Origin of the sequence: Nocardioides marinquilinus, from assembly GCF_039543705.1 — a bacterium.
Taxonomy (GTDB): domain Bacteria; phylum Actinomycetota; class Actinomycetes; order Propionibacteriales; family Nocardioidaceae; genus Nocardioides; species Nocardioides marinquilinus.
Genome location: NZ_BAABKG010000002.1, coordinates 250,303 through 274,357, shown reverse-complemented (window position 1 = coordinate 274,357; position 24,055 = coordinate 250,303). Strand labels below are relative to the sequence as shown.

Sequence of the window (24,055 nt, the reverse complement as noted above, 5' to 3'; positions counted from 1 at the left end):
TGCGGGGCAGGCGTTCGGTTCAGGCGCCGAGGTGCGGGGCGAGCGCGCGCTCGGCGAGCGTGAGGCCGTGGCGCACGCGCTCGCCGTCCCCGCTCCACACGGGGTCCTCGTGCTCGACGGAGACGACGCCGTCGTAGCCGGCCTGGTGGAGCGCGGCGATCACGCGCTGCCAGTCGACCTGGCCGAGGCCCGGGATGCGGTAGCGCCACCAGCCGCTGACCCACTCCCGCCGGTCGATCACCCGGCCGAAGACGCCGTAGCGGTCGCGGGCGGCGGGGTCGACCTCGACGTCCTTGGCCTGCACGTGCAGCACGCGGTCGGCGTGCGCCTCGAGCGCCGCGACCGGGTCGATGCCCAACCACACCAGGTGCGAGGGGTCGTAGTTGAGCCACAGGCCGAGGTCGGCGAGCCAGCCCCACAGCTCGGGCGAGTAGGCCAGGTTGGCCGGGTAGCCGTCGGGGTGCCAGCCCTCCATCGGGCAGTTCTCGATCACCAGACGGACGTCGCGCTCGGCGGCGTAGTCGACCAGCGGCGGCAGCACCTTCTCGGCCAGCCGCAGGTTCTCGGTGACCGTGCGGGTGACGTCGCGGCCGACGAAGGTGCCGACCAGACCGACGCCGAGCAGCTGCGCAGCGTCGATGCAACGGCGCAGGTGCTCGTGGGTCTGCTCGCGCACCCGCTCGTCGGCGTGCAGGTTGTTCTCGTAGTAGGCCACCGCCGAGACCTCGAGGTCGTGCTCGTCCATGAGCGCGCGGACGCCGGCCGCCTCGGCCTCGCCGAAGGCGGCGACGTCGAGGTGGCTGGCCTCCCAGTCACGGCCGGGCACGTCGGGCCAGGCCGCGACCTCGAGCGCGCGGTAGCCGTGCGCGCCCGCCCACCCGGCGACGTCCGCGAGGGACTCGCCGGGCAGGCAGGCGGTGAGCAGGCCGAGCCTCACGCCGGTGCGGGCACGTTCGCGTAGGTGTTGCCGGCGAGGTCCTCACCGCGGGCGAGCCAGATCTTCCAGCCCTCGTTGATCTCGTTGTCGTACATCTCGACCGACGACGGGAAGTAGCGCATGGTGTAGCCGGTGCGCCGCACCGGGCTGGTGTTGGCCTTGGCACCGTGCACGATCCGGCCGTCGTGCATCGAGAACTCGCCGCGCTGCAGCTCGAAGGCCACCGCCTGGTCCTCGTCGACGGCGGCGATCTCGGCGTGGAAGGTCTTGGTGGTGATGTCGGTCGGCACGTACTCCGAGGCCCCGAACGTCAGGTGGGTGCCGGGGACGACGCGCATGCAGCCGTTCTCGACGGTGCTCGGGTTCTCGAGCGCCAGCCAGATCGTCACGATGCCGTCGTAGGCGCTGAAGCGGCCGTTCCAGAACGCGCTGTCCTCGTGCCACGGCGTCTCGCGGCCGGTGAAGGGGTCCTTGGAGATGAAGTGGCTCGACCAGAGCGCGATGTTCGGCCCGATGAGCGGCTCGACGGTGTCGAGCACCTCGTCGGACAGCAGGAACTCCAGGAGCCGGTCGTCGCGGTAGTGCGGGGTGTCGAGCTCGTCGGAGAGCTTGTCGCCCTTCTCGCTCAGGTGCTCGTTGAAGATCTGCTCGAGCCGGCCCAGCCTCTCCTCGGAGAACAGCTGGCGGCCCGGGAGCAGGTAGCCGTGGGTGCGGAAGTGCTCGATGTCCTGCTGGCTCAGCACGGTGCTGCCTTTCTTCCGGTGGGGTGGAGCGGTGCACCGACGCTAGGAAGGGCGTCCGGTCGGCCGCGCCGCGTTTCCTCGGGCCGGTTCGACCTATCTTCGGGAGGCGTCAGGACCTCTCGAGCGCGCGGATGATCTCGACGAACAGCTCCATGTCCTGCACGTAGTCCTCCGGCGTCGTCTTGGGCGTGCCGCCGGTGGTGACGACCTCGTGGAAGTGCTCGAGCTCGTAGGTGTAGGGGTCCTTCAGGTGCGGCCGCGACACCGAGCGCTCGTAGGCGTCGCCCGTGGTGGTCTCGAGGTGCAGCGTGGTCGGGAAGTGCCGCACGTAGGGGGTGTCGTACTGCACCTTCATCGTCCCGGTGGCGCCGTAGACCTCGAGGTAGGTGTCGTAGCGCAGCTGGTCGTCGACGCCGGTCTCGTAGGTGACCACGAAGTCGCCGTAGTCGAGCAGGGCGACGACGTAGCCGCCGCTGCGCCACATCTTGGCCGCGGCCACCTTCTGCGGCCGGCCCAGCAGCTCGCGCATCGCCGACAGGTCGTGGCTGCCCAGCCCGCACAGCAGCCCGTAGGTCCACTCCAGCTCCTGCGGGACGTCGCCCAGGGCCTCCTTGACCAGGGCCGAGCGCCGCGCCCACTTCTCGTCGGCGGCCTCCGGTGGGATGTCGTCGGGTCGGTCGACGTTCCACGTCTGGTCGACGATCAACCGGTTCTCGCCGATCACGTCGTGCACCCGCGCGTAGCGGATCTCGCCGAGCTCGGGCAACCGCGCGACGGCCTCGGTGAACGCCGGGGCGAACCGGCGCATGTAAGCCACCATCACCGTGCGGCCGCTGCGGTCGCGGGCGGCGATGATCTCCTCGGCCTCGCGCGGGCTCAGGCACATCGGCTTCTCGACCAGCACGTCGATGCCGGCGTCGAGCGCGGTGACCGTGCACTCGGCGTGGTACTCGTCGCTGTTGAGCACGAAGACGCAGTCGAGGCCGCCCGCCGCGATGAGCTCGTGGAAGTCGTCGTACCGGTGCTCGACGCGGTAGCGGTCGCCGACGCGCTTGAGCAGGCCGGGCGAGATGTCGCAGATCGCGGCCAGCTCGTAGTGGTCGGTCATCTGGTCGATGATCGGCAGGTGGATGACCTGGGCGACCTCGCCCAGTCCGATCACGCCGACGCGCAGCTTGGTCACGGGTGGTCCCTCTCGGTGGATGGGTCGGTGGATGGGTGGGTCGCGCCCGTCGGCGTCACACCGGGGTCCAGGTGGCCCCGGCGTCCGAGGACCGCTCGACGGCGTCGAGGACCCGCTGCACCTGCAGGCCGTCGTCGAACGAGGGGCTCGGCGCGGTGCCGGTGGCGACGTCGCGCACGAAGTCGGCGACCTGGTGCACGAAGGTGTGCTCGTAGCCGAGGCCGTGGCCCGGCGGCCACCAGGCGCCGGCGTAGGGGTGGTCGGGCTCGGTGACGAGCACGCGCCGGAACCCGGCGTCGCGGGCCGGCACGGTGCCGTCGTAGACGTCGAGCTCGTTCATCGCCTCGAAGTCGAAGGCGAGGCTGCCGGCCGAGCCGTTGAGCTCGATGCGCATCGCGTTCTTGCGGCCGGTGGCGAAGCGGGTGGCCTCGAAGGTGGCGAGCGCCCCGCCGTCGGTGCGGCCGAGGAAGACCGCGGCGTCGTCGACGGTGACCTCGCCCGTCTCGACGTCGTCCTCGCCGCTGGTGGCGCGGAGGCCCGACGTCGCCTCGGCCAGCGGCCGACGCTCGACGAAGCGGGTGAGGTGGCCGGCGACGTCGGTCAGTCGCTGGCCGGTGAGCCACTGCGCGAGGTCGACGACGTGCGCACCGATGTCGCCGAGCGCGCCCGAGCCCGCCTTGTCCTTCTGCAGCCGCCAGACAAGCGGGAAGGCGGGGTCGACGATCCAGTCCTGCAGGTAGTGCGCGCGCACGTGACGCACGGTGCCGAGCGCGCCGCGAGCGACCAGCTCGCGGGCGTAGGCCAGGGCCGGTGTGCGGCGATAGCTGAACCCGACCGACGACCACACCCCGTGCCGCTCCGCCTCGCGCGCCGCCGCGGCCATCTGCTCGGCCTCGGCGACGGTGTTGGCGAGCGGCTTCTCGCAGAGCACGTGCTTGCCCGCCCCCAGTGCGGCCAGCGCCATCTCGGCGTGGGTGTCACCCGGCGTGCAGACGTCGACGACGTGCACGTCGTCGCGCTCGAGCACCGTGCGCCAGTCAGTGGTGTGCCCGGCCCAGCCCTGGCGCTGCGCCGCGGCGCGGGTGGCCTGCTCGTCGCGTCCGGCGACGACGGTCATCACCGGTCGGGCCGGCAGGTCGAAGACGCGGTGGGCGGTGCGCCAGGCCTGGGCGTGGGCCGCGCCCATGAAGGCGTGACCGATCATCGCGACCCCGAGGGCCGGTCGGTCGTCGTGCTCCGGTGCGGTCACGCTGGTCGTCGCCGTTCGTCGTGGGCTGCGCGGCTCGAGACAGCGCAAATCGGTTTGGCCGCGAACGTTAGGCCCTGCACGAGCGCGGGTCAATGACCGTCAGGCGCGGCGGTGCAGCGGACCGAGACCGAGGTCGGTCGCGTGCGCGAACGAGGCCTGCGCACCGGGCCGCCGGACGGCGAACGTTCCGGCCCGCACGCCGAGGCGGGCCGCCTCGACGAGGTCGCGGCCGCTGCTGAGCGCGGCGGCCAGGGCGCCGCAGAACGCGTCGCCCGCGCCGGTGGTGTCGACGACGTCGACGGCCTCGGCACCGACGTGCTCGACCCGGTCGCCCTCCCCCACCACGGCGCCGTCGGCACCGACGGTGATCACGACCGACCGGCAGCGGCCGGCCAGGGCGGCGGCGGCGTCGCGGGCCTCGTCGCGGCCGCGCACACGTCGTCCGAGCAGGCTGCTGACCTCCGACTCGTTGACCACCAGCGGGTCGCACAGCGCCAGGACGTCGTCGGCCAGTGGCCGGTAAGGCGCGAGGTTGACGATCGCGCGGCAGCCCCGGGCGCTGGCCGCGCGGACGGCGGCGTCGCACGCCTCCGGCGGCACCTCGGCCTGCGTGACCAGCACCCCGGGCGGGGCCAGAAGCGCACCGGCCACCCGGGAGGTCGTCGCCCCGTCGAGCAGGTCGTTGGCCCCGGGCGCGACCACGATGGAGTTCTCGCCACCGGCGTCGACCATGACGAAGGCCATGCCGGTGCGCGCCGCCGTGGGCAGCACCTCGGTGGTGTCGACCCAGGCGTCGGCGAGGTCCTTCAGCAGGGCGCGGGCGTCGTCGTCGCGACCGACGCGGGCCACGAGCGCGGTGCGGGCGCCGAGCAGGCTCGCGGCCACGGCCTGGTTGCCGCCCTTGCCTCCCGAGCCGACCGACGCCTCACCGCCGAGCACGGTCTCGCCGGGCCCGGGCAGGGTCTCGACACGGCACACGTAGTCGCGGTTGACCGAGCCGACCACGACGACGTCCACGGTGCGGTTCATCGGCGACTCATGCGCGGATCACGGCGGTCACGGTAGCGAGGCCATGCGCTCGACGAACAGGGCGCGGAACGCCTCGGCGTCCACGGCCACCCCGATGCGGCAGTTCGGCGTCGGCGGGTCCTGCCACATCAGCAGGTCGGCGACGGCGACGCCGCGGGTGACCCGGCTCGTGGTCTCGACGGCGACGAACGCCTCCCGCCAGGTGACGAGACCGGGGTGTGCGACGACGACGACGGCGAGCGGGTCGTGCAGCGCGCAGCTGCCCTGCTCGATCTCCTCGCGCGGCTTGACCCGCTCCTGGTGGTCGATCCAGCCTTCCGCGTGCTCGGCCGCGAGCCGGCCGAAGGCACCGCCGCCGGCGAGCGCCCGGGCGTCGGCCCGGGTCAGGCGCACCCGACGGGTGACGTCGAGGCCGACGAACCGCAGCCGCGCTCCGCTGTCGAGCACGGCCTGGGCCGCGGCCGGGTCGCACCAGAAGTTGAACTCGCCCGGCATGGCGGCGACGTTCGTCTGCTCGAGGAAGACCCCGCCCATGACGACGACCTCGCGCAGCGCCCCGGCGACGCCGGGTTCGGCCAGCGCCCGGGCGGCGTTGCTCAACGGTCCGATGCACACCAGGGTCAGCTCGCCGGGCTCGGCCAGCGCCCGCCGCGCGATCTCGGCCGCCGCGTCGGCGCCGGCCGGAAGCCCCCGCACGAGCGGGACGTCGGCACGGTCGAGCACGGTGAGCAGCTCGCCGGTGAGCCGGGTGGCGTTCTCGACGTCGGTGTTGCCGCCGACCGTCGTCACCAGCTCGAGCCGGAGCGCCGGCTCGGCCACCGCGAGGGCCAGCGCGAACCCGTCGTCGATGTCGGAGCCCGGCGCTCCCATCGCGAGGTCGGTGTCGAGGAGGACCCTCAGCGGCTCGCCCACAGCAGTCCCCGCTCGGTGAGCGTGCGCACGTCGGGGTGGTCGAGGTCGTCGAGGCTGTGGCCGACGGTCGAGACGAAGACCCGGCCCCGGCCCCAGCGGCGGGTCCAGACCGCCGGGCAGGTCACGGTCTCGTGCCAGGGCGTCTCGTCGGTGGGCTGGAAGGTGGTGGTGGCCAGCACCTCGTTGAGGCCGTCGGCGAGCACCCAGTACTGCTCGGTGTCGAGGCTCCAGGTGGGGCTGAGGCCGGCGACGAGCTCGTGGTCGGCCTGCTCGGGCACCACCTCGACGGTGTGCTGCACGAAGCCGCCGGGGTGGGCGGCCCACTGGCCGCCGGTGAGGTGGAGGTAGTCGGGCGAGGCCCGCCACGAGTCGCAGATGCCGCCGTGCCAGCCGGCCAGGCCGGTGCCGTTCGCGACCGCGGCCGACAGGCCGAGCACCTGCTCGTCGGTGGCCTCGCCCTGGGTGTAGCACTGCACGACGAGGTCGGTGGCGGCGAGCCGCTCGGCGTCGGCGTAGACCTCAGGTCCGTCGTGCACCTCGACGCCGTAGCCGTGCTGCTCGAGGAACGGGATGAAGCGCTCGGTGGCCTCGACGGGGCTGTGACCCTCCCAGCCACCGCGGACCACCAGGGCCCGGCGGGTGAGCGTGCTGTCCATGCGTCCTCCTCGGTCGTGACTGTCGGGCGCACGGTAGCCAATCGATTTGGTGCGCACCAGCACCGCTCGGAGCGCAACCACCCTTGACATATCGTTCTTCGATATTGTCGACTATCGATATGCCTCTCCTCGACCGTGGCGACGCCACCCTCACCCGCGGCCTGCTGCTGGCGATCGCGGTCGTCGCGCCCGTCCTCCTCGTCGGCCTGCCGCTGCTCGACTGGGTGCGCGGTGAGCCGCTCGTCTGGGCCGGCGCCGTCGACCGTCAGGGCGAGGTGCCCGGTGCTGTCGCGGGCAGCACGGTGCGGTGGAACGGCGGGGTCGACGTCACGGTCGACGGCGCCCCGGCCGGCCTGTGGCTGCTCACGCTCGCGACCGGCGTCGTCCTGGCCCTCGCCGTCGTCGCGGTGGCGCTGCTGCTGCGTCGCGTCGTGGGCGACGTCCGGGCGGGCCGGCCGTTCACCCAGCAGGGCCTGCGCGCCCTGCGCGGCGTCGGACTGGTCGTGGCGTCGGCCTCGATCCTGGTGCCGGTGCTCGACGGCGTCGCCACCTCGGCGGTGCTCGACCACGCCGTCGCCGACGACGGCCTCTCCCTCGCCATCGACTTCTCACCGCTGTGGCTGCTCGCCGGCGTGCTGGTGCTCGTCGTCGCCGAGGCCTTCCGCCACGGCCTCGAGCTCACCCACGACGTCGACGGGCTCGTCTAGTGCCGGTCGAGGAGCCCCACCGCGTGGTGTGCCGCCTCGACGAACTGCTCGCCGAACGGTCGCTGACCCTGGCCGCGGTGGCCGAGCAGATCGGCGTCACGGTGGTCAACCTCAGCGTGCTGAAGAACCAGCGCGCGAAGGCCATCCGGTTCTCGACCCTCACCGCGCTCTGCGACGCGCTCGACTGCCAGCCCGGTGACCTGTTCGGCGTCGCCGAGCGCTGAGCCCGGCGCTCCCCTGGCCGCGTGAGCGGCCCTCACCCGCCCGGATGACGAGCCCCCCGGCGCCGTTCACGCCTGGGCCGGGTGCCTGTAGGACTGCTGCATGCGCCTGCCGATCCCGGGACCCAGCGACGTGCGTCAGGTGCTCGACCGCGGCCGTGACCAGCTGCAGGCGCTGGTCGACGCCGTCCCGCGCGTGCTCGCGCTGCTCGACGCCGCCGAGGTGGTCGTCGCCCGGGCCGCCGTCGCGCTCGACCGCGTCGAGGCGGTGACCCGCGACGCCGCCACCGTCGCCCTCGAGACCGCCACCGTCGTCGACCTCGCGCAGGCCGAGGTGATGCGGGTCGCCGGCCTCGTCGAGCGCCTCGCCCCCACCCTGACCACGCTGCTTCCGCTGGCCGAGCGGGTCGCCGCCGCCACCGGGCCGGACGACGTCGACGCGGCCGTGCGCCTGACCAACCGGCTGCCCGGGCTGACCGACCGGGTCGAGCACGACGTCCTGCCGGTGATCGACCTGCTGCGCAGCGTCGCCCCCGACCTGCGCGAGCTGCTCGACGTCTCGCGCGAGCTCAACGAGATGCTCGGCCACGTGCCGGGCATGGGCCGGATCAAGAAGAACCTCGAGCGCGAGGCAGAGGAGTCCGGGGAGCCCGAGGCGTCCGGCGCCGCGGAGCGTTGAGACCGGCGTCCTGCGTACGGGTGATGATGGGGCCGCGCACCGCACCCGTCGAGAGGACCCGACCATGACGGCCCCGACCCAGCACCGCGTCCGCCGCCTGCGCGGCCGCGACCCGCACGAGCAGCACCGGGTGGCGACGCCGCTCGACTCGCTGCGGTAGAGGCGTGACTCAGCCCGACCGCCCCCGCCGGGGCTTCCTGGCCGACCTGACGGGACGCCGCGCCGGTCCCGCTGCCGTCGTCCTGCTCGTCGCCTACCTCGTGCCGGCCCTGGTGGCCTGGCTGATCGACCGGGCGGACGTCGCGGGCCTGTTCGGGTACAGCACCCGGCTCGCGCCGGTGCTCGCCCTCGTGCTCGCCCTGGGGCTCGTGGTGGCCCTCACCGTGCGCTTCGGCACCTGGGTGCAGCGCAGCGGCTTCGGCGAGGAGTACGCCAAGACGTTCTCGCCCAGGACGGGCCTCGCGCTCGGGCTGTGGCGCTTCGTGGTGCAGCTGGGCGGCCTGTCCGCGGCGGTCCTCGTGGCCGGCGACGTCGGCGAGGACGCCGCGGTCGCCCGGGTCAGCGACGCGCACACCGAGGCCCTCCCGGCGTACGCCTCGCAGGCCCCGGTGCCCGACGACTGGCAGCGTCGCGGCGAGTCGTTCGACCAGAGCGTCAACGCCGACCGCCCCAACGCCCGCTACTCCGTGCCTTGGCTCGTGGTGGACCGGTGGTCGGACGGCGACACCCGGGCATGGCTCACGAGCCCCGGCTGGGCCGACGGCGTCGGTGCGCTGCGCGCCGTGGAGTGCCGCCCCCGCGCGTGCGAGGCCGAGGTGACGCCGTCCCCCGGCGAGCCGGTCGAGCACACCGTGCGGGTGGCGCGCACCGACGTGGCCGCCGAACGCGCCGGCGAGGCGGTTCCGGCGACGGCGATCGAGCTGACGATCGCCTACGAGGCGGCAGCCTGACCCGGACGGTCGCTCAGTCGGTGCTGAAGTGCTGGTAGTCCGGGTCGCTCCACACGCCGCCCCACTCCCAGCCGACGCGCGCGAAGGCGCGGGTGACGGCGTCGTCGGCGACGATGACGCCGGGCGGCGGCTGGGCGGCCGGCGTCCGGTCGACGCCGACGAACCGGCGGGCGGCCGGCGGGCGCACGTCGTCGCCGACGACGTAGGGGTTCTGCACCGGGTTGATGTCGATGGCCTTGCCGTAGGCGTGGTCGGAGAACGTGCTCTGGCCCGCGACGGTGCGGCAGTTGTAGCCGGAGGTGTTGTTGGCCGCCATCGACCGGTCGTCGTCGCCGCCGTAGACGTCGACGAGCTCCATCCGCGCGATCGGGAAGCGGGCGCGGTAGAGAGCCGCGAAGACCTCGACGACCTCGCGGGCGACGTCGGCGTGCACCACCATCTCGCCCGTGCGGGCGCGGCCGTCGAAGTCGACGTGGCGCAGCTCGAGGTGGCGCAGGTCTGACAGCGGCACCGGGCAGCGGGCCGGGTCGTGGCTGCTGGTCATCCGCGCGCGGACGGCGGGACCGATCGGCTGCACCTCGGAGGTGAACCGCGGCAGCGCGCCGGGAGCGGGCGTGGTGGCACCCGGTCCGGGCGCGAGGTCGGTGCAGTCGCGCAGCCGCCCCCACTGCGCGAGCGAGGCGTCACGGTCGGCCCCTCGCAGGGCGTCGGGGCCGCCGCCGTCGGGCGGGATGCGGCCCGGGCTCCACTCGTCGGCGACGACGCGGCCGTCGTCCACGGTGACGGTCAGGACGCCGGTCTCGGACTGGATGCCGTGGTACCAGAAGAAGTTGCCGAGGCCGTAGCTCACGTAGGCCTCGCCGAGCAGCCCGGCGCCCTGCACCCGGTGGGCGTGCGTGCCGACCACGACGTCGGCGCCGGCGTCGGCCAGGTCGCGGGCGAGCGTCCGCTGGTCGCGGGTGGGGCAGGTCTCGCCCTCGTCGCCCCAGTGCAGGTAGACCACGACGACGTCGTCGGTGGCCGCCGACGTGCGCACGGCGTCGAGCAGGGGGCGGTGGTTCGGGATGCGCGCCGTGGCCAGGCCGGGGCCGGAGCCGGGCCGCGCGGCCCACACCGGGTCGGCGGACTCGCGCAGGGACGCGTCGGCGGCGTGGACGGCGACGGCGGCGCCCCGGACCGTGACGCGGTGCGGCCGGAACGCGGCGGCGGCGTCGGCCCCCACCCCGAGGACGGCGACGGGGGCGCGCTCGGCGATCCGCAGCGTGTCGCGCACGCCGGCCAGGCCGTAGTCGGCGCCGTGGTTGTTGGCGACCGACGCGACGTCGACGCCGGAGCGGGCCAGCACGTCGAGCGCGGCCGGCGGGCTGCGGAACCAGTAGCGCCGCGAGGGGTCCTCCTGCTCCTTGCGCCCCGGCTCGCCCCGCGCGGTCAGCGCGCTCTCGAGGTTGACCACCGCCAGGTCGGCGGCCCGCAGCTGCCGCGACATCGGCCCGAGCGTCGACCCGGTCTCGCGCGGCACCCCGGCCAGCCCGCCCTCGAAGTGGACGTCGCCCGCGAACGCCAGCGTCACCGGCCCGGTCGGCCGCGACGACGTGCGCGGGTCGGCCGCCGTGCCCTCGTCGGGTGCGGGCCCGGCCGGCACGGGTCGGCCGGCGTCCGGTGGCGCGGTCTCGGGCGAGGCGGTGGCCGAGCAGGCCCCCACGACGAGCGCCCCCAGCAGCGCCGAGAGGGCAGCCGTCGTCCGCCGGAGGGAAGGGGGCACGCGTCCATCGTGAGCGACGGGACCAAGGGCCGGTTCGCCCCGAACGGTGTCCGCCCGGGTGATCGGGGCGCGGTCCTAGGCGCGGAACGGGATCCGCGAGCGCGTCACCGGCACGTCGCGGTAGCCGTGCTCGGCCAGGAGGTCGCGCAGCGAGGCCTCCGCCGCGGGCCCGTTCGGCGAGGGCGAGACCGCGACGGCGCGGATCGGCAGCGGGGCGGCGTCCGTGCGGACGGGGGCCCTGCCGTCGCCGCCGGTGAGGGTGAGGTAGGGCGCCAGGCCGTAGGCGGTGGAGCGGTAGCGGACCAGACCCGGCGGGAGCGGGGTGTCGCGCTCGCTGCGGTAGAGCACGCTGCTGTGCCGCGTCTCGCGCTCGTCGGTGAAGCCCGGGTGCTTGATCAGCAGCAGCGCCTGCTCGATGTCGTCGAGCAGCCCGGCGGCGTCCGCGAGCACCTCCTCGCGGGTCGCGCCCGCCCGGGCCAGGCCGACCACCCGGGTGACCTCCTCCGGCAGGTCGTCGAAGACGGCGTCGACCAGGGCCGCCTGCTCGTCGGCGGTGTAGCGCACCGGCGCCCAGGGGCGGTGCCGCACCGCGACCTCGCCGGTCTCGGCGGTGTCGGCCAGCACCGCGAGGGATGCCGCGGGGTCGAGCCCGATCGCGTAGGACTCCCCCTGTCCGCCGTAGCTGCGCCACATGGCCAGCAGGTCGGCGCCGCGGGCGGCCGAGAGCACGAAGAACAGGGCCGGCGAGATGCTGTGGTCGCGACCGCCCTGCTCGATCAGCTCCGCCGCGTCGCGGTAGAACGCCTCGCCGCCCTCCGCCGCGCGCGCCCTCAGCTCGCCCTCGAGCAGCTCGACGGCCAGCGCCACCTCGCCCGCGTCGTTGAGGAACTGCGCGGACGTGGCCCACAGCGTGTGGCTGCTGACGATCGAGATCAGCCCGGGACCGTTGGTGTAGTGCCACACCAGGTCGTCCACCCGGCCAGCCTAGGCGCGGGCCCCGGCCCGGTCGCCCGGTCTCAGGTCTCAGGTGAAGATCGGGCCGACCCGGCCGCCGTCGAGCGTGACGACCGCACCGGTGGCGATGACCGCGCGCGGGCTGGCCAGGAAGGCGACGGCGGTCGCGACCTCGTCGGCGGTGACCGGCCGGCCGAGGGCGTTCGCGGACGCCTTCTCGGCGTAGGCGGCGTCGCCCTCGGTGCGCTCGGTGACGGTGAGGCCGGGGTGCACGCAGACGACGGAGATGCCGTCGGGCCCGAGCTCGTCGGCGAGGTTCTTGCTGAGCGCGACCACGCCGATGTTGCGCACCGACCCCGCGAGGTAGCCGGTCGAGCGGGCGTTCATGCCGCTCACGTTGACCACCGCCCCGCCGCCGGCGGCCCGCAGGTGCGGCACGGCCGCCCGGACGACGCGGGCGTAGCCGAGCACCTTGGTGTCGACGTTCTGCAGGAACGAGGCGTCGTCGAGCCCGGCCAGCCCGCTCGGGCCGCCCGGCGTGGCGCGCGGCGCAGCGCAGTTGACGACGACGTCGAGCCGGCCCAGGCGCGTGGCGGCGTCGTCGACCGCGGCCCGGACGGCGCCGTCGTCGGTGGTGTCGGCGACCACCGTCACCGTGCCCTCGCCGACACTCTCGGCCGCCGCGGTCAGGGCGTCGACGTCGCGTCCGAGCAGCGCGACCCGCGCGCCCTCGGTGGTCAGCGCCCGCGCGACCGCCAGGCCGATGCCACGGCTGCCGCCGGTGACGAGCGCGGTGCGGCCGGTGAGTCCGAGGTCCATGCCGTCACGCTAGCCACCGGGCGAGCGGACGCGGACGTGACGAACCGGGCCGATCTGCGTCGCCGCAGGTCAGGCCCGGTGTCGGTGTGTGTCGGTGGAGCTGAGGGGATTCGAACCCCTGACCTTCTCATTGCCGACGGGCAGAGTGCGCTACCAACGACGAAGCCCGCAGCCAAAGGCTGCGGGCAACTGGTGGAGCTGAGGGGATTCGAACCCCTGACCTTCTCATTGCGAACGAGACGCGCTACCAACTGCGCCACAGCCCCGGAGCGTCGCGGACGACGCGGGTCGAAACGGTAGCACCGGCGTCCGGTGCGTCCGAATCGGGTTGCCGGCCGGCACGCCGGAGGCGGGGTCGTGTGCCTGAGCCCGGCGCATGGACCGGCGTCGGGCACACGACCCGACGTCCGGGATCGGCCGCCGGGGTCAGCCGCCGGAGGCGCGGCGCTCGGCCTCGCGGCGGGCCTCGGCGGTGGCGCCGGCGTCGCGGGCGGTGCGGGCCTGCTCGTCGGCCTCGCGGGCGAGGGCGGAGTCGGCGGCGGTGCGGCCCGAGGTCCAGACGCCGGTGGCGTCGAGGTCGATGGTGCGCACCGAGCGGCGGGCGGCGGGCTCCTTGGCGACGTAGGTCGGCAGGGTGACGGGCACGGGGTCCCAGCCGCCGCGGACGGGCTCCGGCGCGGGCTCGGGCTCGGCGGGGGCTGACGGCGTCTCGACCAGCTCGGCCTCCACCACCGCCACCTCCTCGGTGAGCGGGCCGTCGTCTGTGCCCAGCGCGGCCTCGTCGGCCTCGACCGCCTCCTCCACCTCGGGCTCGGCGACCGGCCGCGGCGCGCGGCGGGCGGGCCGGACGGCGCGCTCGCGGCGCACCGTCAGTCGGCACACGACCAGCCAGGCGACCAGCACGCCGCCGGGGACGGCGAGCCACGGCCAGGCCACGCGGCCCAGCCCGGCGAGGACGCCGACGGTCACGAGGCCGAGCAGGATGACGGCCAGCACACGGCGGCGACGGCGGGTGGCGCGGAGCGTGGCGGCGCGAACGGGCCCTTCGACGAGCTCAGGGTCCGTGGGGGGCCCTTCGACGAGCTCAGGGTCCGTGGGGACGGGCTCGGGGTCGGTGTCGACGGCGGGCGCGGTGCGGCGCAGCCGGCCGGGCTGCACGACGAGCCGGGCGGTGCGGGAGTCGACCGGCTCGCGGCGCGCGAGCACCCGCATCCGGTCGGAGAAGCCGTCGACGGCGCGTGAGGCGTCGCTGTCGTCGTGGTGTCGCAGCGCCTTGGGGATCAGGTAGCAGGCCCAGGCCAGCGCCAGGGCCACGAAGATCAACGCGCTGAGGTCCACGCGACCGAGGTTAGGAGCGCTACCGCAGGGCCCCGCGGATGTCCATAGGTGTGTCGCGTATTGCTGGTGTTACTCGTGTGGCTCGGCGACGTCGAGCCGGCGCAGCAACCCGTACGGCGCCTCCTCGCTCGTCACGGCGAAGATGCGGTGGTCGCGCCACGCGCCGTCGATGTGCAGGTAGCGCGGCGCGAAGCCGACCTCGGCGATCTCGAGCTTCTCCACGACCCGCAGCGAGTTGGAGTTCTCGGGCCGGATCGCGATCTCGACGCGGTGCAGGCCGGCGGTGGTGAGGCAGTGGTCGATGGTCATCGCGACGGCGCGCGGCATGACGCCACGGCCGGCGAACCGCCGGTCGATCCAGTAGCCCACCGAGGCGAACAGCGCCGAGCCGCGCACGATGTTGTTGACCGTCACCTGCCCCGCGAAGCGGCCCTCGACCTCGACCGCGAACGGCATCGTGGTGCCGCGGCGGGCGCTGCGTCGCAGGCGCCGCACCAGGGTCGTGAACGAGACCGGCCGCGCCGAGGTGCCCGGCGGCGCGGTGGCGTCCCACGGGATCAGCCAGGCCGCGTTCTGCTGCCGGGCCGAGCGCCACGCCCGCGCGTCACTGCGGCGCAGCGGCCGGATCGTCACCTCCGGGTCGGTGCCCGAGCGCAGCGTGACCGGCCACGAGCGGCGTCCGCTCGGTGCGCCGGGCGCGCCCAGGCCGCCGCTCAGTGGTCGCTCCCGACGACCTGCTCGACGGCGTGCACCAGGATCGGCCGCAGCACCGCCAGCCCGTCCTTCACGCCGCCGCGCGAGCCGGGCAGGTTGACCACCAGGCAGTCGCCGACGACGCCGGCCAGGCCGCGCGAGAGGACGGCGGTGGGCACCCCCGCGGCCGCCCCGGCCGCCCGGATCGCCTCGGCGATGCCGGGCACCTCGCGGTCGAGCAGCGCGCGGGTCTGCTCCGGCGTGCGGTCGGTGGGCGTGAGGCCCGTGCCGCCGGTGGTCAGCACCACCCGGGCGCCGGCCTCGACCGCGGCGCGGATCGCCGCACCCACCGGGTCGCCGTCGGGGACGACGTCCGGCTCGGCGGTCTCGAAGCCGAGGCCGCGCAGCGCCTCGACGATCAGCGGTCCGGTCTCGTCGGCGTAGACGCCGGCGGCGGCGCGGTTCGAGGCCACCACCACGGCGCCCGTCAGGCCGCGCGGGCCGGTGGACGACGTCACGACCGCCGCCACTCGCCCGAGCGGCCGCCCGACTTCGCCTCGACCCGCACGTCGGTGATGACGGCGCCCTTGTCGACGGCCTTGACCATGTCGACGACGGTCAGCGCCGCGACCGAGACGGCGGTGAGCGCCTCCATCTCGACGCCGGTGCGGTCGGTGGTGCGCACGGTGGCGGTGATCTCGACCGCCCCGTCGGCCACCACGAGGTCGACGGCGACCGACGACAGCGCGAGCGGGTGGCACAGCGGCACCAGCGACGGCGTCTGCTTGGCGCCCATGATCCCGGCGAGCCGGGCCACGGCGAGCGCGTCGCCCTTGGGCACGCCCTCCCCGTTGAGCAGCGCGACGACGGCGTCGGAGACCAGCACGCGGCCGGTGGCGGTCGCCGTCCGGGCGGTGACGTCCTTGGCCGAGACGTCGACCATGTGGGCGGCGCCGCGCTCGTCGAGGTGGGTCAGCCGCGGCTGGTGCGCGCCCTCGTCGCTCACCGGCCGTCACCGTCGAGCAGCACGATGGTGACCTGCGCGCCCGCCTCGAGCTCGGTGACGTCCTCCGGGACGACGATCAGCGCGTCGGACGCCGCGAGGTCGCCGACCAGGTGCGAGCCCGAGCCGCCCACCGGCTCGACCTCGGTGACGGTGGTGCCGTCGCGGCCGCGCGAGACGACGCCGCGCAGGAACTGGCGGCGTCCGTGCGGCGAGCGGACGCCGTGGGTCAGCCGGGCGCGCACGACCGGGCGCGACTCGGGCGACAGCCCCATCAGCCGGCGCAGCGCGGGCCGCACGAACATCTCGAAGGAGATGTAGGACGACACGGGGTTGCCGGGCAGCGCGAAGAACGGCACCCGGCGGCGGGTGTCGGCGTCCGGGGTGTCGGCGTCGGCGGGCAGCCGGCCGACCGGCAGCAGCCCGAAGCCCTGCGGCTTGCCCGGCTGCATCGCGAGCCCGCCGAACCACACGTCGCCGCCCGGGGCGAGCGCCTCCTTGACCACGTCGTAGTCGCCCATCGAGATGCCGCCGGAGGTCACCACCATCTCGGCGCGGCCGAGCTGGTCCTCGAGCGCGGTGAGGAACGCCTCGGGCCGGTCGGGCACCAGCCCGACGCGGTAGGGGACGGCGCCCGCGCGCCGCGCCGCGGCGGCCAGCAGGTAGGAGTTGCCGTCGTAGATCGCGTCGTCGTCGCGGCCCGCCTCGAGCGGCGTGCCCGGGGCGCGCAGCTCGGAGCCGGTGGAGACGATGACCACCCGCGGCCGCGGCCGCACCAGCACCGAGGCCCGGCCCACCGAGGCCAGCAGCCCCAGCTGGCGCGGGCCCAGCGCGGTGCCGGCCTCGACGAGCAGGTCGCCCTCGCCGACGTCCTCGCCGGCGTAGCGCACGTGCGCGCCGTGCTCGGGCGCCCGGGCGATCCACACCTCGCGGGCCCCGCGGTCGGTCCACTCGTAGGGGACGACGGCGTCGGCGCCCGGCGGCAGCGGCGCGCCGGTCATGATCTTGGCCGCGGTGCCGGCGGGCAGCTCGCGCACCGCGCCGGAGGCCTGCCCGGCGCCGATCTCGCCGATCACCGGCAGCTTCACCGGGGTGTCGTCGGCGGCGCTGACGACGTCGCGGGTCTGCACGGCGTAGCCGTCCATGGCGGAGTTGTCGAAGCGCGGCAGCGCGAGCGGCGCGACGACGTCCTCGGCGCTGGCGAGGTCGAGGGCGTCGAGCAGCGGCTGCCGCAGCGGCGGCAGCGGCGACAGCTCGGCGAGGACGGCGACGAGGTGCTCGTCGACCGTGCGCAGCCCGGCCCCGGGGCCGTCGGCGTGGCCCATCAGCCGCCCGTCTGCAGCACCGTGCCGGACTCGACCCGGTCGGCCGTGCGACCGTCGAGCTCGACCTCGCCGACCACCTTGACGTCGCGACCGAAGGTGACGTCGCCGTGCACGGTGAGCGAGCTGGCCTCGGTGAGCGACGGGGCGCCCTGCGGGAACCGCTTGTCGAACTCGCCGACCAGCTTGTAGACGTCGGTGTCGAGGTCGACGAACGGCAGCTCGGCGGAGGTCTGGTCGAGCACGAAGTCGCCGCCGAGGTCGTAGACGTCGGAGCGGAGCACCAGCAGGTCGTTGGTGGTCTTCACCGGCACGAACCGGTCGCGGCCGACCTCGATGAGCTGCGAGCCCTCGAAGACCTCGATCGCGGCGCCCATCGCCGTCTCGACCTGGATCACCTCGGGGGTGCTCGGGTCGCCCGGGTCGACGGTCTTGACGTTGCGGATCAGCGGCAGCCCGAGGATGCCGTTGCGCACGTCGAGCGCCTCCTTCATGGCCGCGACGTCGAACCAGAGGTTGTTGGTGGAGCAGTAGCGGTGCCGGTCGAGGTCGGCCAGGGCCGCCTTGTCGGCGTCCGGGGTCTGCGCGGTCTCGCGCAGCACCAGCCGGCCGTCGGTGCGCCGGCGCGCGAAGTGCCCGCCCTTGCGGTCGGACGGCGTGCGCCGCACGGCCTCGATGGCGAACGGCGCGCCGCCGGCGGCGAACCAGCCCGCGACCCGCGCGTCGGGCACCGCGCCGAGGTTGTCGGAGTTGGAGACGAAGACGTGGCGGTAGCCCTGCTCGAGCAGCAGGTCGAGCAGGCCGGTGCCGCGCATCGCGGTGTAGATGTCGCCGTGGCCCGGCGGGCACCACTCGAGGTCGGGGTCGGTGGGCCAGGTGATCGGGCTGAGGTCGGCGGCCAGCAGCTTGGGCTCCTTGTTCTGCAGGAACTCCAGCGGCAGCCCCTCGACCGCCAGGTCGTCGTAGCGGGCGACGGCGGCCATCGTGTCGGCCGAGGTGCGGAAGCTGTTCATGAACATCAGGGGCAGCGGCGCGTCGTACTGCCGGCGCAGGTGCAGCACCTGGCGGGCGATGACGTCGAGGAACGACAGCCCGCGGCGCACGCAGAGCAGCGACTTGGCGCGCTCCATGCCCATCGAGGTGCCGAGGCCGCCGTTGAGCTTGACGACGGCGGTGTGGCGCACGGCCTCGGCCGCCACCTCGTCGTCGACCTCGACGTCGTCGAGGCGGGGCATGTCGACCGGCTCGATCGACGACTCGGGCATCAGCCCGGTCTCGCCGTGCTCGAGGAGCCGGAAGTAGTGGGAGAAGGTGTCGATGGCGACGTCGTCGACGCCGGCCTCGGCCATCTTCTCGCGCGCCCTGTGGAGTGCGGGACTACCCATGCCACCGAGCCTAGGCTCAACCGGTGGCCTCTCCACAACCCCCGCGGCCTCCCGGTGCGGGCCCCGCGAAGCTGGCCCTGCGCGACCAGCTCACCACCGCGCGCAACCGGCTCGCGCTCACCGAGATCGGGCTGTTCGCGCGGGCCCTCGCCGGACACCTGCTGGCCGCGCCCGAGGTGCACCGCGCGGCCACCGTCGCCGCCTACGTCTCCACCGGCGTCGAGCCCGGCACCACGTGGCTGCTCGAGGGGCTGGCACGGTCCGGCACCCGCGTGCTCCTGCCCGTGCTGCTGGACGACGGCGACCTCGACTGGGCCGTCCACGCCGGCGACGCCGGCCTCGCCCCTGCCCGCTACGGCCTGCGCGAGCCCACCGGCCCCCGGCTCGGCGTCGACGCCGTCGCCACCGCGGACGCCGTCCTCGTGCCCGGCCTGGCCGTCTCGTCCTCCGGGCTGCGGCTGGGCCGGGGCGGCGGCAGCTACGACCGCGCGCTCGGGCGGGTGCCGGTCGGCACCTTCACCTGCGTGGTGCTCTACGACGGCGAGACCGACCGTCCCGTCCCCGCCGAGACCCACGACCGCTCCGTCACCGCCGCCGTCACCCCGTCGGGCCTCCGCCGCTTCTGACCACCACCACGGACCCTCAGCCTGTCGAAAGGGCGCCCCCACGCGGACGTCCGGTGGTCTCGAGGCTCGTCGCCAGGGCTCCTCGCACCTCGACCAGCGTCCTCCGACGATGGTCGAGGTGCGAGGCCGGCCACGGCCGAGCCTCGAGACCCCTCGCCGTCAACGAGAACCCGGCCCACGGACCCTGAGCCTGTCGAAGGGCCCCCACGCGAACCGCCGCCCACCGACGGGCCGCGCGCTCAGCCGCCGTCGGGGGTGAGGGTGAGGACGTCGTCGCCGGCCTCGCGGACGGCGTCCTCGGTGAACGGCCAGGCGAGGGTCTCGCCGCGGGCCCAGAGGTCGGTCTGGTCGGTGTAGTGCCGGTTGAAGGCGTGGCCCGAGGTGCCGGTGAGGTTGATCCAGCGCGAGCGGTCGAGGTCGCCGAGGTCGACGACCATGCGCATGGACGGCGCGGCGGTGACCTCGTAGCCCTCGGCCGCGTCCCACGACGTGGCGTTCACGAGGGAGCCGCCGCCGGGCGCCTCCCAGCCGTCGCGGTTGAAGAGCCGCTCGACGAGCCCGATGCCCGACTGCCCCAGGGTCGAGCTCTCCAGCCTCAGCTCGTGCAGCTCGCCCCAGCGCCACTCGCTCGGGTCGCGCGAGACCGTGGCGGTGAGGTCGTCGCGCGCGTCGCGCAGCGCCCGCTCGAGGATGTCGTCGCGGGTCTCGCGCTCGTCGGTGGTGACGTCGTCCCACCACGGGTCGTCGGGCGTGTCGAGCAGCCGGGTGACGGCGGCGAACCACTGCTGGCCGCCGTCGGGCCAGAGGTCCTCGGGCAGCTCGTCGTGGAAGGTCAGCTCGAGCAGGTTGCGCCACACCACGTTGTAGTAGGCCGCGGCGGCGCTGTCGGCGCCCTGCGAGAAGTCCCAGCCCTCGAGCAGCCGCTGGCCGTCGTCGGCGTACTGCTTCTGCAGCGGGACGTCGAGCAGGTAGGGCACGAGCACGGGCGCCATCGGGTTGGCGTCGTCGAGCTGGATCGAGAGCAGGTCGTCGCGGCTCAGCGGGCCGTCGTCCAGCCCGGCCTCGATGCGGTCGCGGATGCGCTCGGAGCGGTAGCCGCGGTCCCAGTCGTCGGTGAGGAAGTAGGGGTAGTCGCGGCCGATCACGGCCTGGTTGGCGGTGACCACGAACCCCTCGTCGGGGTCGAGCACGCTGGGCAGGCCGTCGTAGGGCACGAATTGGCCCGACCAGTCGTTCTCGGGCCGCCAGCCCGCCGACGGCAGCCGGCCGTCGTTGCCGGACTTGCGGATCGGCACGACGCCGGGCGCCTGGTAGCCGATGTGACCCTCGCGGTCGGCGTAGACGATGTTCTGGGCCGGGACGGCGAAGTCGGCCACCGCGGCGCGGAACTCGTTCCAGTCCGAGGCCTGGTTCAGGCCGAGGATCGCGTCGGCGGTGGTGGAGGGCTGCAGCGCCGTCCACGCCAGCGAGAGGGCGTACTCGTCGCCGTCCTCGCCCGGCTCGTCACCGTCGGCGCCGTCGTCGCCGAGCGCGCCGAGCGCGGCGACGTCCTGCAGCTGGTCGTCCACGTCGGAGAGCACCGGCCCGTGCCGGGTCGAGCGCACCTCGATGGTGAGGTCCTCACCGCCGTCGACCTCGATGGTCTCGGTGCGGGTGCGCAGCGGCAGCAGCCGGTCGCCGTGGCGCCAGCGGTCGCCGACGATGCGCTCGACGTAGAGGTCGGTGACGTCGGGGCCGAGGTTGGTGAAGCCCCAGGCGATGTCGGCGTTGTGGCCGATGATCACGCCGGGCACGCCGGAGAAGCTGAAGCCCGCGACGTCGTAGGGGCACTCCGGCCCGACCGAGCGGCAGTGCAGGCCCACCTGGAACCACACGCCCGGCAGCGACACCCCGAGGTGCGGGTCGTTGGCCAGCAGCGGCGCGCCGGTGTCGGTGAGGTCGCCCGAGACGACCCACGAGTTGCTGCCGATGCCGTCGCCGCGCCCGAGCCACGACGGCATCCGGTCGAGGCCCGCGGCCAGGCCGGAGAGGTCGTCGGCGACGGGACCGAACGCCGTCCGCTTGGGCTCACGGGTGCCGCCGCGGGTGGCGTCCTGCTCGAAGACGCCGTCGACGACGGCGCCCTGCTGCACGATCGGCGCGTGCTCGCGGTAGGGGTAGGCGGGGTCGAGCTGGGCCGCCCGCTCCTCCCCCACCGTGGCGATCGTGAGCGCCCGGTCGATCTCGTCCTGCATGTTGCCGCGCAGGTCCCACGCCATCGCCTTGAGCCAGGCCAGGGAGTCGACGGCGGTCCACGGCTCGGGCGTGTAGTCGAGGCCGCCGAGGTCGAGGACGGCGTACTCGAGCGAGATGCGGCTGAGCGACCGGTCGGCCAGGTAGGCGTTGACGCCGTCGGCGTAGCTCTCGAGCGCGGCCCGGGTCTGGGGGGTGAGCAGCGGCAGCTCGCGCTCGGCGACCCGGCGCCAGCCCATGGTGCGGGTGTAGAGGTCGGTCTCGACGGCGCTGTCGCCGAACAGCTCGGCCAGCCGGCCGGCGGTGGCGTGGCGCCGCACGTCCATCTCGAAGAACCGCTCCTGGGCGTGCACGTAGCCCTGGGCGAGCATCAGGTCGTCGGTGGTGTCGGCGTAGATCTGCGGGACGCCGTGCTCGTCGCGCACCACCTCGACGTCGCCGGCCAGGCCCGGCACCTCGATGGTGCCGGTGGTCTGCGGGAACGAGCGGCGGGCCACCACGACGCCGGCCAGCAGCGCCGCGACCAGCACCAGCACCAGCACCAGGACGACGTAGGTGGTCAGGCGCACCGGGAACGGCAGGCGGCGGAAGCGGCGCCACCACAGCGGCGGCCAGCGGCGGCGCCCCGGCTCGGGGGCCGGGACGACGTCGCCCGCGGGGTCGGCGGTGGCCGCGCCGGCGCTGCTCGTGCCGCCGGTCTCGGCGTCGTCGGTCTGCATGGTGCCGTTCATTGTGCCGTGGCGTAGGCTTGGCACTCGTCAGGGCAGAGTGCCAGATCCTCGCCCCGACCCCTTCACCACCCGCACCGAGGAGCCCTTCGTGCCGACCTACCAGTACGCCTGCACCGAGTGCGGCCACGCCTTCGAGCAGCGGCAGTCCTTCAGCGACCCGACGCTCACCGAGTGCCCGCAGTGCGCGGGCCGGCTGCGCAAGCTGTTCAACGCCGTCGGCGTGGTCTTCAAGGGCTCGGGCTTCTACCGCACCGACAGCCGCTCGGGGTCGTCGTCCACCGACCCGGCGGCCTCGTCGAAGTCCGACTCGTCGAAGTCCGACTCGTCGTCCTCGACGTCGTCCTCCTCGGACTCGTCGTCGTCGTCGAAGTCGGACACGTCGTCCCCGTCGTCCTCGTCGTCGTCGAAGTCGGCCGCGACCAGCTCCAGCTGAGGCCCGCCGCGGGGCCTGTGGATGACGGCTCCGGCGCCCGCGCGACTCACCTAGCGTCGCGGCATGCCGAGCCCGACCCGCACGCCCGCGCCCTCACCCGCCGCACCGACGTCCCGCTCGCGCCTGGCGCGCGTCCGCGTCGCCGTCCGCCGGGCGGTGCTGCGCCGGCGGCGGCTGCTGGCCGCTGCGCTCACCGCCGTCGCGGCGGCCGCCGGGCTGGCGGCGGCGTCCGAGCCACCGCCCGCGACGGTGCCGGTCACGGTCGCGGCGCGTGACCTGCCGGCCGGTCAGGTGCTGGGCGCCGACGACCTCGAGGTGGTCGAGTTCGCACCGGGCTCGGTGCCGCACGGCGTGGCCGACGAGCCCGCGGGTCGGGTGCTGGCCGCGCCGGTCGCGCGGGGCGAGGCGGTCACCGACGTCCGCCTGGTGGGGCCCGCGATGACCACCGGACGACCCGACCTGGTCGCGCTGCCGCTGCGGCTGCCCGACGCCGGCGCCGTCGCGCTGCTGCGGGTCGGCGACCGGCTCGACCTCGTCGGCGCCGACCCGCAGGCCGGCACCGCGAGCACCGTGGCGGCCGGGGTCGAGGTGCTGGCGCTGCCGGCGGACGACGGCGGCACCGGCCCGGCGGGACTGCCCGGGCGGCTGGTGGTGCTGGGCGTGGCGCCGTCCGAGGTCACCGAGATCGCCGACGCCACGGCGCGGCGACTCGTGACCTACACGTGGTCCGAGCAGTAGCGTCGGCGCGCACCCTCCGCACGTCCCACTCGGATCGCACCCCTGGAGAGCCCCATGTTGAACGGCTTCCGCAACTTCGTCTTCCGCGGCAACCTCGTCGACCTCGCGGTCGCCGTCATCATCGGCGCCGCCTTCGGCACCGTGGTCACGACCTTCACCGCCTGGTTGACCTCGCAGCTGCCGAGCAGCCTCGACGACGTCTTCACGAACCGGGAGAACTCGTTCGGCGCGTTCATGAACGCGGTGATCTCGTTCCTCATCCTCGCGGCCGTCGTCTACTTCCTGATCGTGGTGCCCTACGTGAAGGCCAAGGAGAGGTTCTTCCCGAGCCCCGCCCCCGGCACCCCGGAGGACATCACGCTGCTGCGCGACATCCGCGACATCCTGCAGTCCTCGGCGGCCGGCGGCTCGACCGGCGGTGGCCACGCGGCTCCGCCGTCCGGCCTCGACAAGGCCTGACGCCCCCGTTCTCAGCCGGTTCCTGACGTTCTCGGCCGATGCAACGGCCGAGAACGTCAGGAGTCACCGGATCACCGGTGACTCCTGCGCCCCCGCCGGCCCCGCCTCACCCGTGGTGCGGCGGCACCTGCTCGCGCAGCCAGGCGTCGCCGGGGTCCTCGCCGTCGCGGTCACGCGCCGAGGGCGGGTCACGATCGTCGGAGGTGCTCTCGGGCAGGACGTCGCCGAAGACCGCCTCGAGGCGCCGGCGGCGCTGCTCGGGGGTCTCGTCGGCGGTCGCGGGCACGGCAGCCA

At 74.6% G+C, this 24,055-nt stretch carries 26 protein-coding genes and 1 tRNA gene; 8 read left to right on the top strand and 19 right to left on the bottom strand.

Annotation, left to right across the window (positions count from 1 at the left end; translation table 11 throughout):
• Window positions 1–19: 19 nt before the first annotated feature.
• The 7 genes from ABEA04_RS07410 to ABEA04_RS07380 all read right to left on the bottom strand — a co-directional run bounded on the left by ABEA04_RS07410 (window position 20) and on the right by ABEA04_RS07380 (window position 6,709).
• A complete protein-coding gene (locus ABEA04_RS07410; protein WP_345456358.1) occupies window positions 20–937 on the bottom strand; it encodes a sugar phosphate isomerase/epimerase family protein in 918 nt (305 codons plus the stop codon).
• The gene (locus tag ABEA04_RS07405; protein ID WP_345456355.1) at window positions 934–1,680 is read right to left on the bottom strand and encodes a phytanoyl-CoA dioxygenase family protein; all 747 of its coding nucleotides are present in this window, start codon (window positions 1,678–1,680) and stop codon (window positions 934–936) included. Before ABEA04_RS07405 ends, ABEA04_RS07410 begins: the two co-directional genes overlap by 4 nt.
• Before the next feature lie 109 nt (window positions 1,681–1,789).
• Complete coding sequence (locus ABEA04_RS07400; protein ID WP_345456353.1) at window positions 1,790–2,863, bottom strand: Gfo/Idh/MocA family protein; 1,074 nt, start codon at window positions 2,861–2,863, stop codon at window positions 1,790–1,792.
• A 55-nt stretch (window positions 2,864–2,918) separates the two neighbouring features.
• Window positions 2,919–4,112: a Gfo/Idh/MocA family protein gene (locus ABEA04_RS07395; protein WP_345456351.1), complete on the bottom strand. Its 1,194-nt coding sequence runs from the start codon at window positions 4,110–4,112 to the stop codon at window positions 2,919–2,921.
• Window positions 4,113–4,211: 99 nt separating this feature from the next.
• Entirely contained in the window at window positions 4,212–5,141 is a 930-nt protein-coding gene (locus tag ABEA04_RS07390; protein WP_345456349.1) for a ribokinase, read from the bottom strand.
• A gap of 27 nt (window positions 5,142–5,168) precedes the next feature.
• Window positions 5,169–6,053, bottom strand: coding sequence for a nucleoside hydrolase (locus tag ABEA04_RS07385; protein ID WP_345456347.1), 885 nt, complete (start codon window positions 6,051–6,053; stop codon window positions 5,169–5,171).
• Window positions 6,038–6,709: a ThuA domain-containing protein gene (locus tag ABEA04_RS07380; protein WP_345456344.1), complete on the bottom strand. Its 672-nt coding sequence runs from the start codon at window positions 6,707–6,709 to the stop codon at window positions 6,038–6,040. The genes ABEA04_RS07385 and ABEA04_RS07380 overlap by 16 nt, the downstream gene beginning before the upstream one ends.
• Before the next feature lie 119 nt (window positions 6,710–6,828).
• Here ABEA04_RS07380 and ABEA04_RS07375 point away from each other — a divergent pair, with 119 nt between their 5' ends.
• From ABEA04_RS07375 to ABEA04_RS07360, 4 genes are all read left to right on the top strand, one after another.
• Window positions 6,829–7,416: a DUF2975 domain-containing protein gene (locus ABEA04_RS07375; RefSeq protein WP_345456342.1), complete on the top strand. Its 588-nt coding sequence runs from the start codon at window positions 6,829–6,831 to the stop codon at window positions 7,414–7,416.
• Complete coding sequence (locus ABEA04_RS07370; RefSeq protein WP_345456339.1) at window positions 7,416–7,640, top strand: helix-turn-helix domain-containing protein; 225 nt, start codon at window positions 7,416–7,418, stop codon at window positions 7,638–7,640. Before ABEA04_RS07375 ends, ABEA04_RS07370 begins: the two co-directional genes overlap by 1 nt.
• Window positions 7,641–7,740: 100 nt before the next feature.
• Window positions 7,741–8,316: a hypothetical protein gene (locus ABEA04_RS07365; protein WP_345456337.1), complete on the top strand. Its 576-nt coding sequence runs from the start codon at window positions 7,741–7,743 to the stop codon at window positions 8,314–8,316.
• Between the two features lie 164 nt (window positions 8,317–8,480).
• A complete protein-coding gene (locus ABEA04_RS07360; RefSeq protein WP_345456334.1) occupies window positions 8,481–9,266 on the top strand; it encodes a hypothetical protein in 786 nt (261 codons plus the stop codon).
• Window positions 9,267–9,279: 13 nt separating this feature from the next.
• Here the strand turns inward: ABEA04_RS07360 and ABEA04_RS07355 are convergent, their stop codons facing one another.
• The 10 genes from ABEA04_RS07355 to ABEA04_RS07310 form a co-directional block, all read right to left on the bottom strand.
• The gene (locus tag ABEA04_RS07355) at window positions 9,280–11,028 is read right to left on the bottom strand and encodes a CapA family protein (protein ID WP_345456332.1); all 1,749 of its coding nucleotides are present in this window, start codon (window positions 11,026–11,028) and stop codon (window positions 9,280–9,282) included.
• Window positions 11,029–11,103: 75 nt separating this feature from the next.
• Window positions 11,104–12,003, bottom strand: coding sequence for a DUF2971 domain-containing protein (locus ABEA04_RS07350; protein WP_345456329.1), 900 nt, complete (start codon window positions 12,001–12,003; stop codon window positions 11,104–11,106).
• A gap of 48 nt (window positions 12,004–12,051) precedes the next feature.
• Window positions 12,052–12,801 carry an SDR family NAD(P)-dependent oxidoreductase gene (locus ABEA04_RS07345; protein ID WP_345456326.1) on the bottom strand — a complete coding sequence of 250 codons (750 nt, stop codon included), beginning with the start codon at window positions 12,799–12,801 and terminating at the stop codon, window positions 12,052–12,054.
• A gap of 190 nt (window positions 12,802–12,991) precedes the next feature.
• Window positions 12,992–13,067: transfer RNA gene (locus tag ABEA04_RS07340), tRNA-Ala, on the bottom strand.
• Between the two features lie 160 nt (window positions 13,068–13,227).
• The gene (gene sepX, locus ABEA04_RS07335; protein ID WP_345456323.1) at window positions 13,228–14,139 is read right to left on the bottom strand and encodes a divisome protein SepX/GlpR; all 912 of its coding nucleotides are present in this window, start codon (window positions 14,137–14,139) and stop codon (window positions 13,228–13,230) included.
• A 69-nt stretch (window positions 14,140–14,208) separates the two neighbouring features.
• Window positions 14,209–14,772: a GNAT family N-acetyltransferase gene (locus ABEA04_RS07330; RefSeq protein WP_345456321.1), complete on the bottom strand. Its 564-nt coding sequence runs from the start codon at window positions 14,770–14,772 to the stop codon at window positions 14,209–14,211.
• 80 nt (window positions 14,773–14,852) lie between these two features.
• Entirely contained in the window at window positions 14,853–15,350 is a 498-nt protein-coding gene (locus ABEA04_RS07325; protein WP_345456318.1) for a MogA/MoaB family molybdenum cofactor biosynthesis protein, read from the bottom strand.
• Window positions 15,347–15,838 (bottom strand): cyclic pyranopterin monophosphate synthase MoaC, encoded by a 492-nt coding sequence (moaC, locus tag ABEA04_RS07320; protein ID WP_345456315.1) that lies wholly within the window; start codon window positions 15,836–15,838, stop codon window positions 15,347–15,349. The genes ABEA04_RS07325 and moaC overlap by 4 nt, the downstream gene beginning before the upstream one ends.
• Window positions 15,835–17,160, bottom strand: a complete 1,326-nt coding sequence (gene glp, locus ABEA04_RS07315; protein ID WP_345456312.1) for a molybdotransferase-like divisome protein Glp — start codon at window positions 17,158–17,160, stop codon at window positions 15,835–15,837. The genes moaC and glp overlap by 4 nt, the downstream gene beginning before the upstream one ends.
• A complete protein-coding gene (locus tag ABEA04_RS07310; protein ID WP_345456309.1) occupies window positions 17,160–18,542 on the bottom strand; it encodes a UTP--glucose-1-phosphate uridylyltransferase in 1,383 nt (460 codons plus the stop codon). The genes glp and ABEA04_RS07310 overlap by 1 nt, the downstream gene beginning before the upstream one ends.
• A 23-nt stretch (window positions 18,543–18,565) precedes the next feature.
• On the opposite strand from ABEA04_RS07310, the gene ABEA04_RS07305 reads away from it, so the two are divergent.
• Window positions 18,566–19,168, top strand: coding sequence for a 5-formyltetrahydrofolate cyclo-ligase (locus tag ABEA04_RS07305; protein WP_345456307.1), 603 nt, complete (start codon window positions 18,566–18,568; stop codon window positions 19,166–19,168).
• A 239-nt stretch (window positions 19,169–19,407) separates the two neighbouring features.
• Here ABEA04_RS07305 and ABEA04_RS07300 read toward each other — a convergent pair whose 3' ends face one another.
• Entirely contained in the window at window positions 19,408–22,119 is a 2,712-nt protein-coding gene (locus ABEA04_RS07300; RefSeq protein WP_345456304.1) for a penicillin acylase family protein, read from the bottom strand.
• Window positions 22,120–22,219: 100 nt separating this feature from the next.
• Here ABEA04_RS07300 and ABEA04_RS07295 point away from each other — a divergent pair, with 100 nt between their 5' ends.
• The 3 genes from ABEA04_RS07295 (at window position 22,220) to ABEA04_RS07285 (ending at window position 23,761) form a co-directional block, all read left to right on the top strand.
• Complete coding sequence (locus ABEA04_RS07295) at window positions 22,220–22,564, top strand: FmdB family zinc ribbon protein (RefSeq protein WP_345456301.1); 345 nt, start codon at window positions 22,220–22,222, stop codon at window positions 22,562–22,564.
• Window positions 22,565–22,627: 63 nt separating this feature from the next.
• The gene (locus ABEA04_RS07290) at window positions 22,628–23,302 is read left to right on the top strand and encodes an SAF domain-containing protein (RefSeq protein ID WP_345456298.1); all 675 of its coding nucleotides are present in this window, start codon (window positions 22,628–22,630) and stop codon (window positions 23,300–23,302) included.
• 54 nt (window positions 23,303–23,356) lie between these two features.
• Window positions 23,357–23,761: an MscL family protein gene (locus tag ABEA04_RS07285; RefSeq protein WP_345456295.1), complete on the top strand. Its 405-nt coding sequence runs from the start codon at window positions 23,357–23,359 to the stop codon at window positions 23,759–23,761.
• Between the two features lie 106 nt (window positions 23,762–23,867).
• On the opposite strand, the gene ABEA04_RS07280 is transcribed toward ABEA04_RS07285, so the two are convergent.
• Window positions 23,868–24,047: a hypothetical protein gene (locus ABEA04_RS07280; RefSeq protein WP_345456292.1), complete on the bottom strand. Its 180-nt coding sequence runs from the start codon at window positions 24,045–24,047 to the stop codon at window positions 23,868–23,870.
• Between the last annotated feature and the right edge of the window lie 8 nt (window positions 24,048–24,055).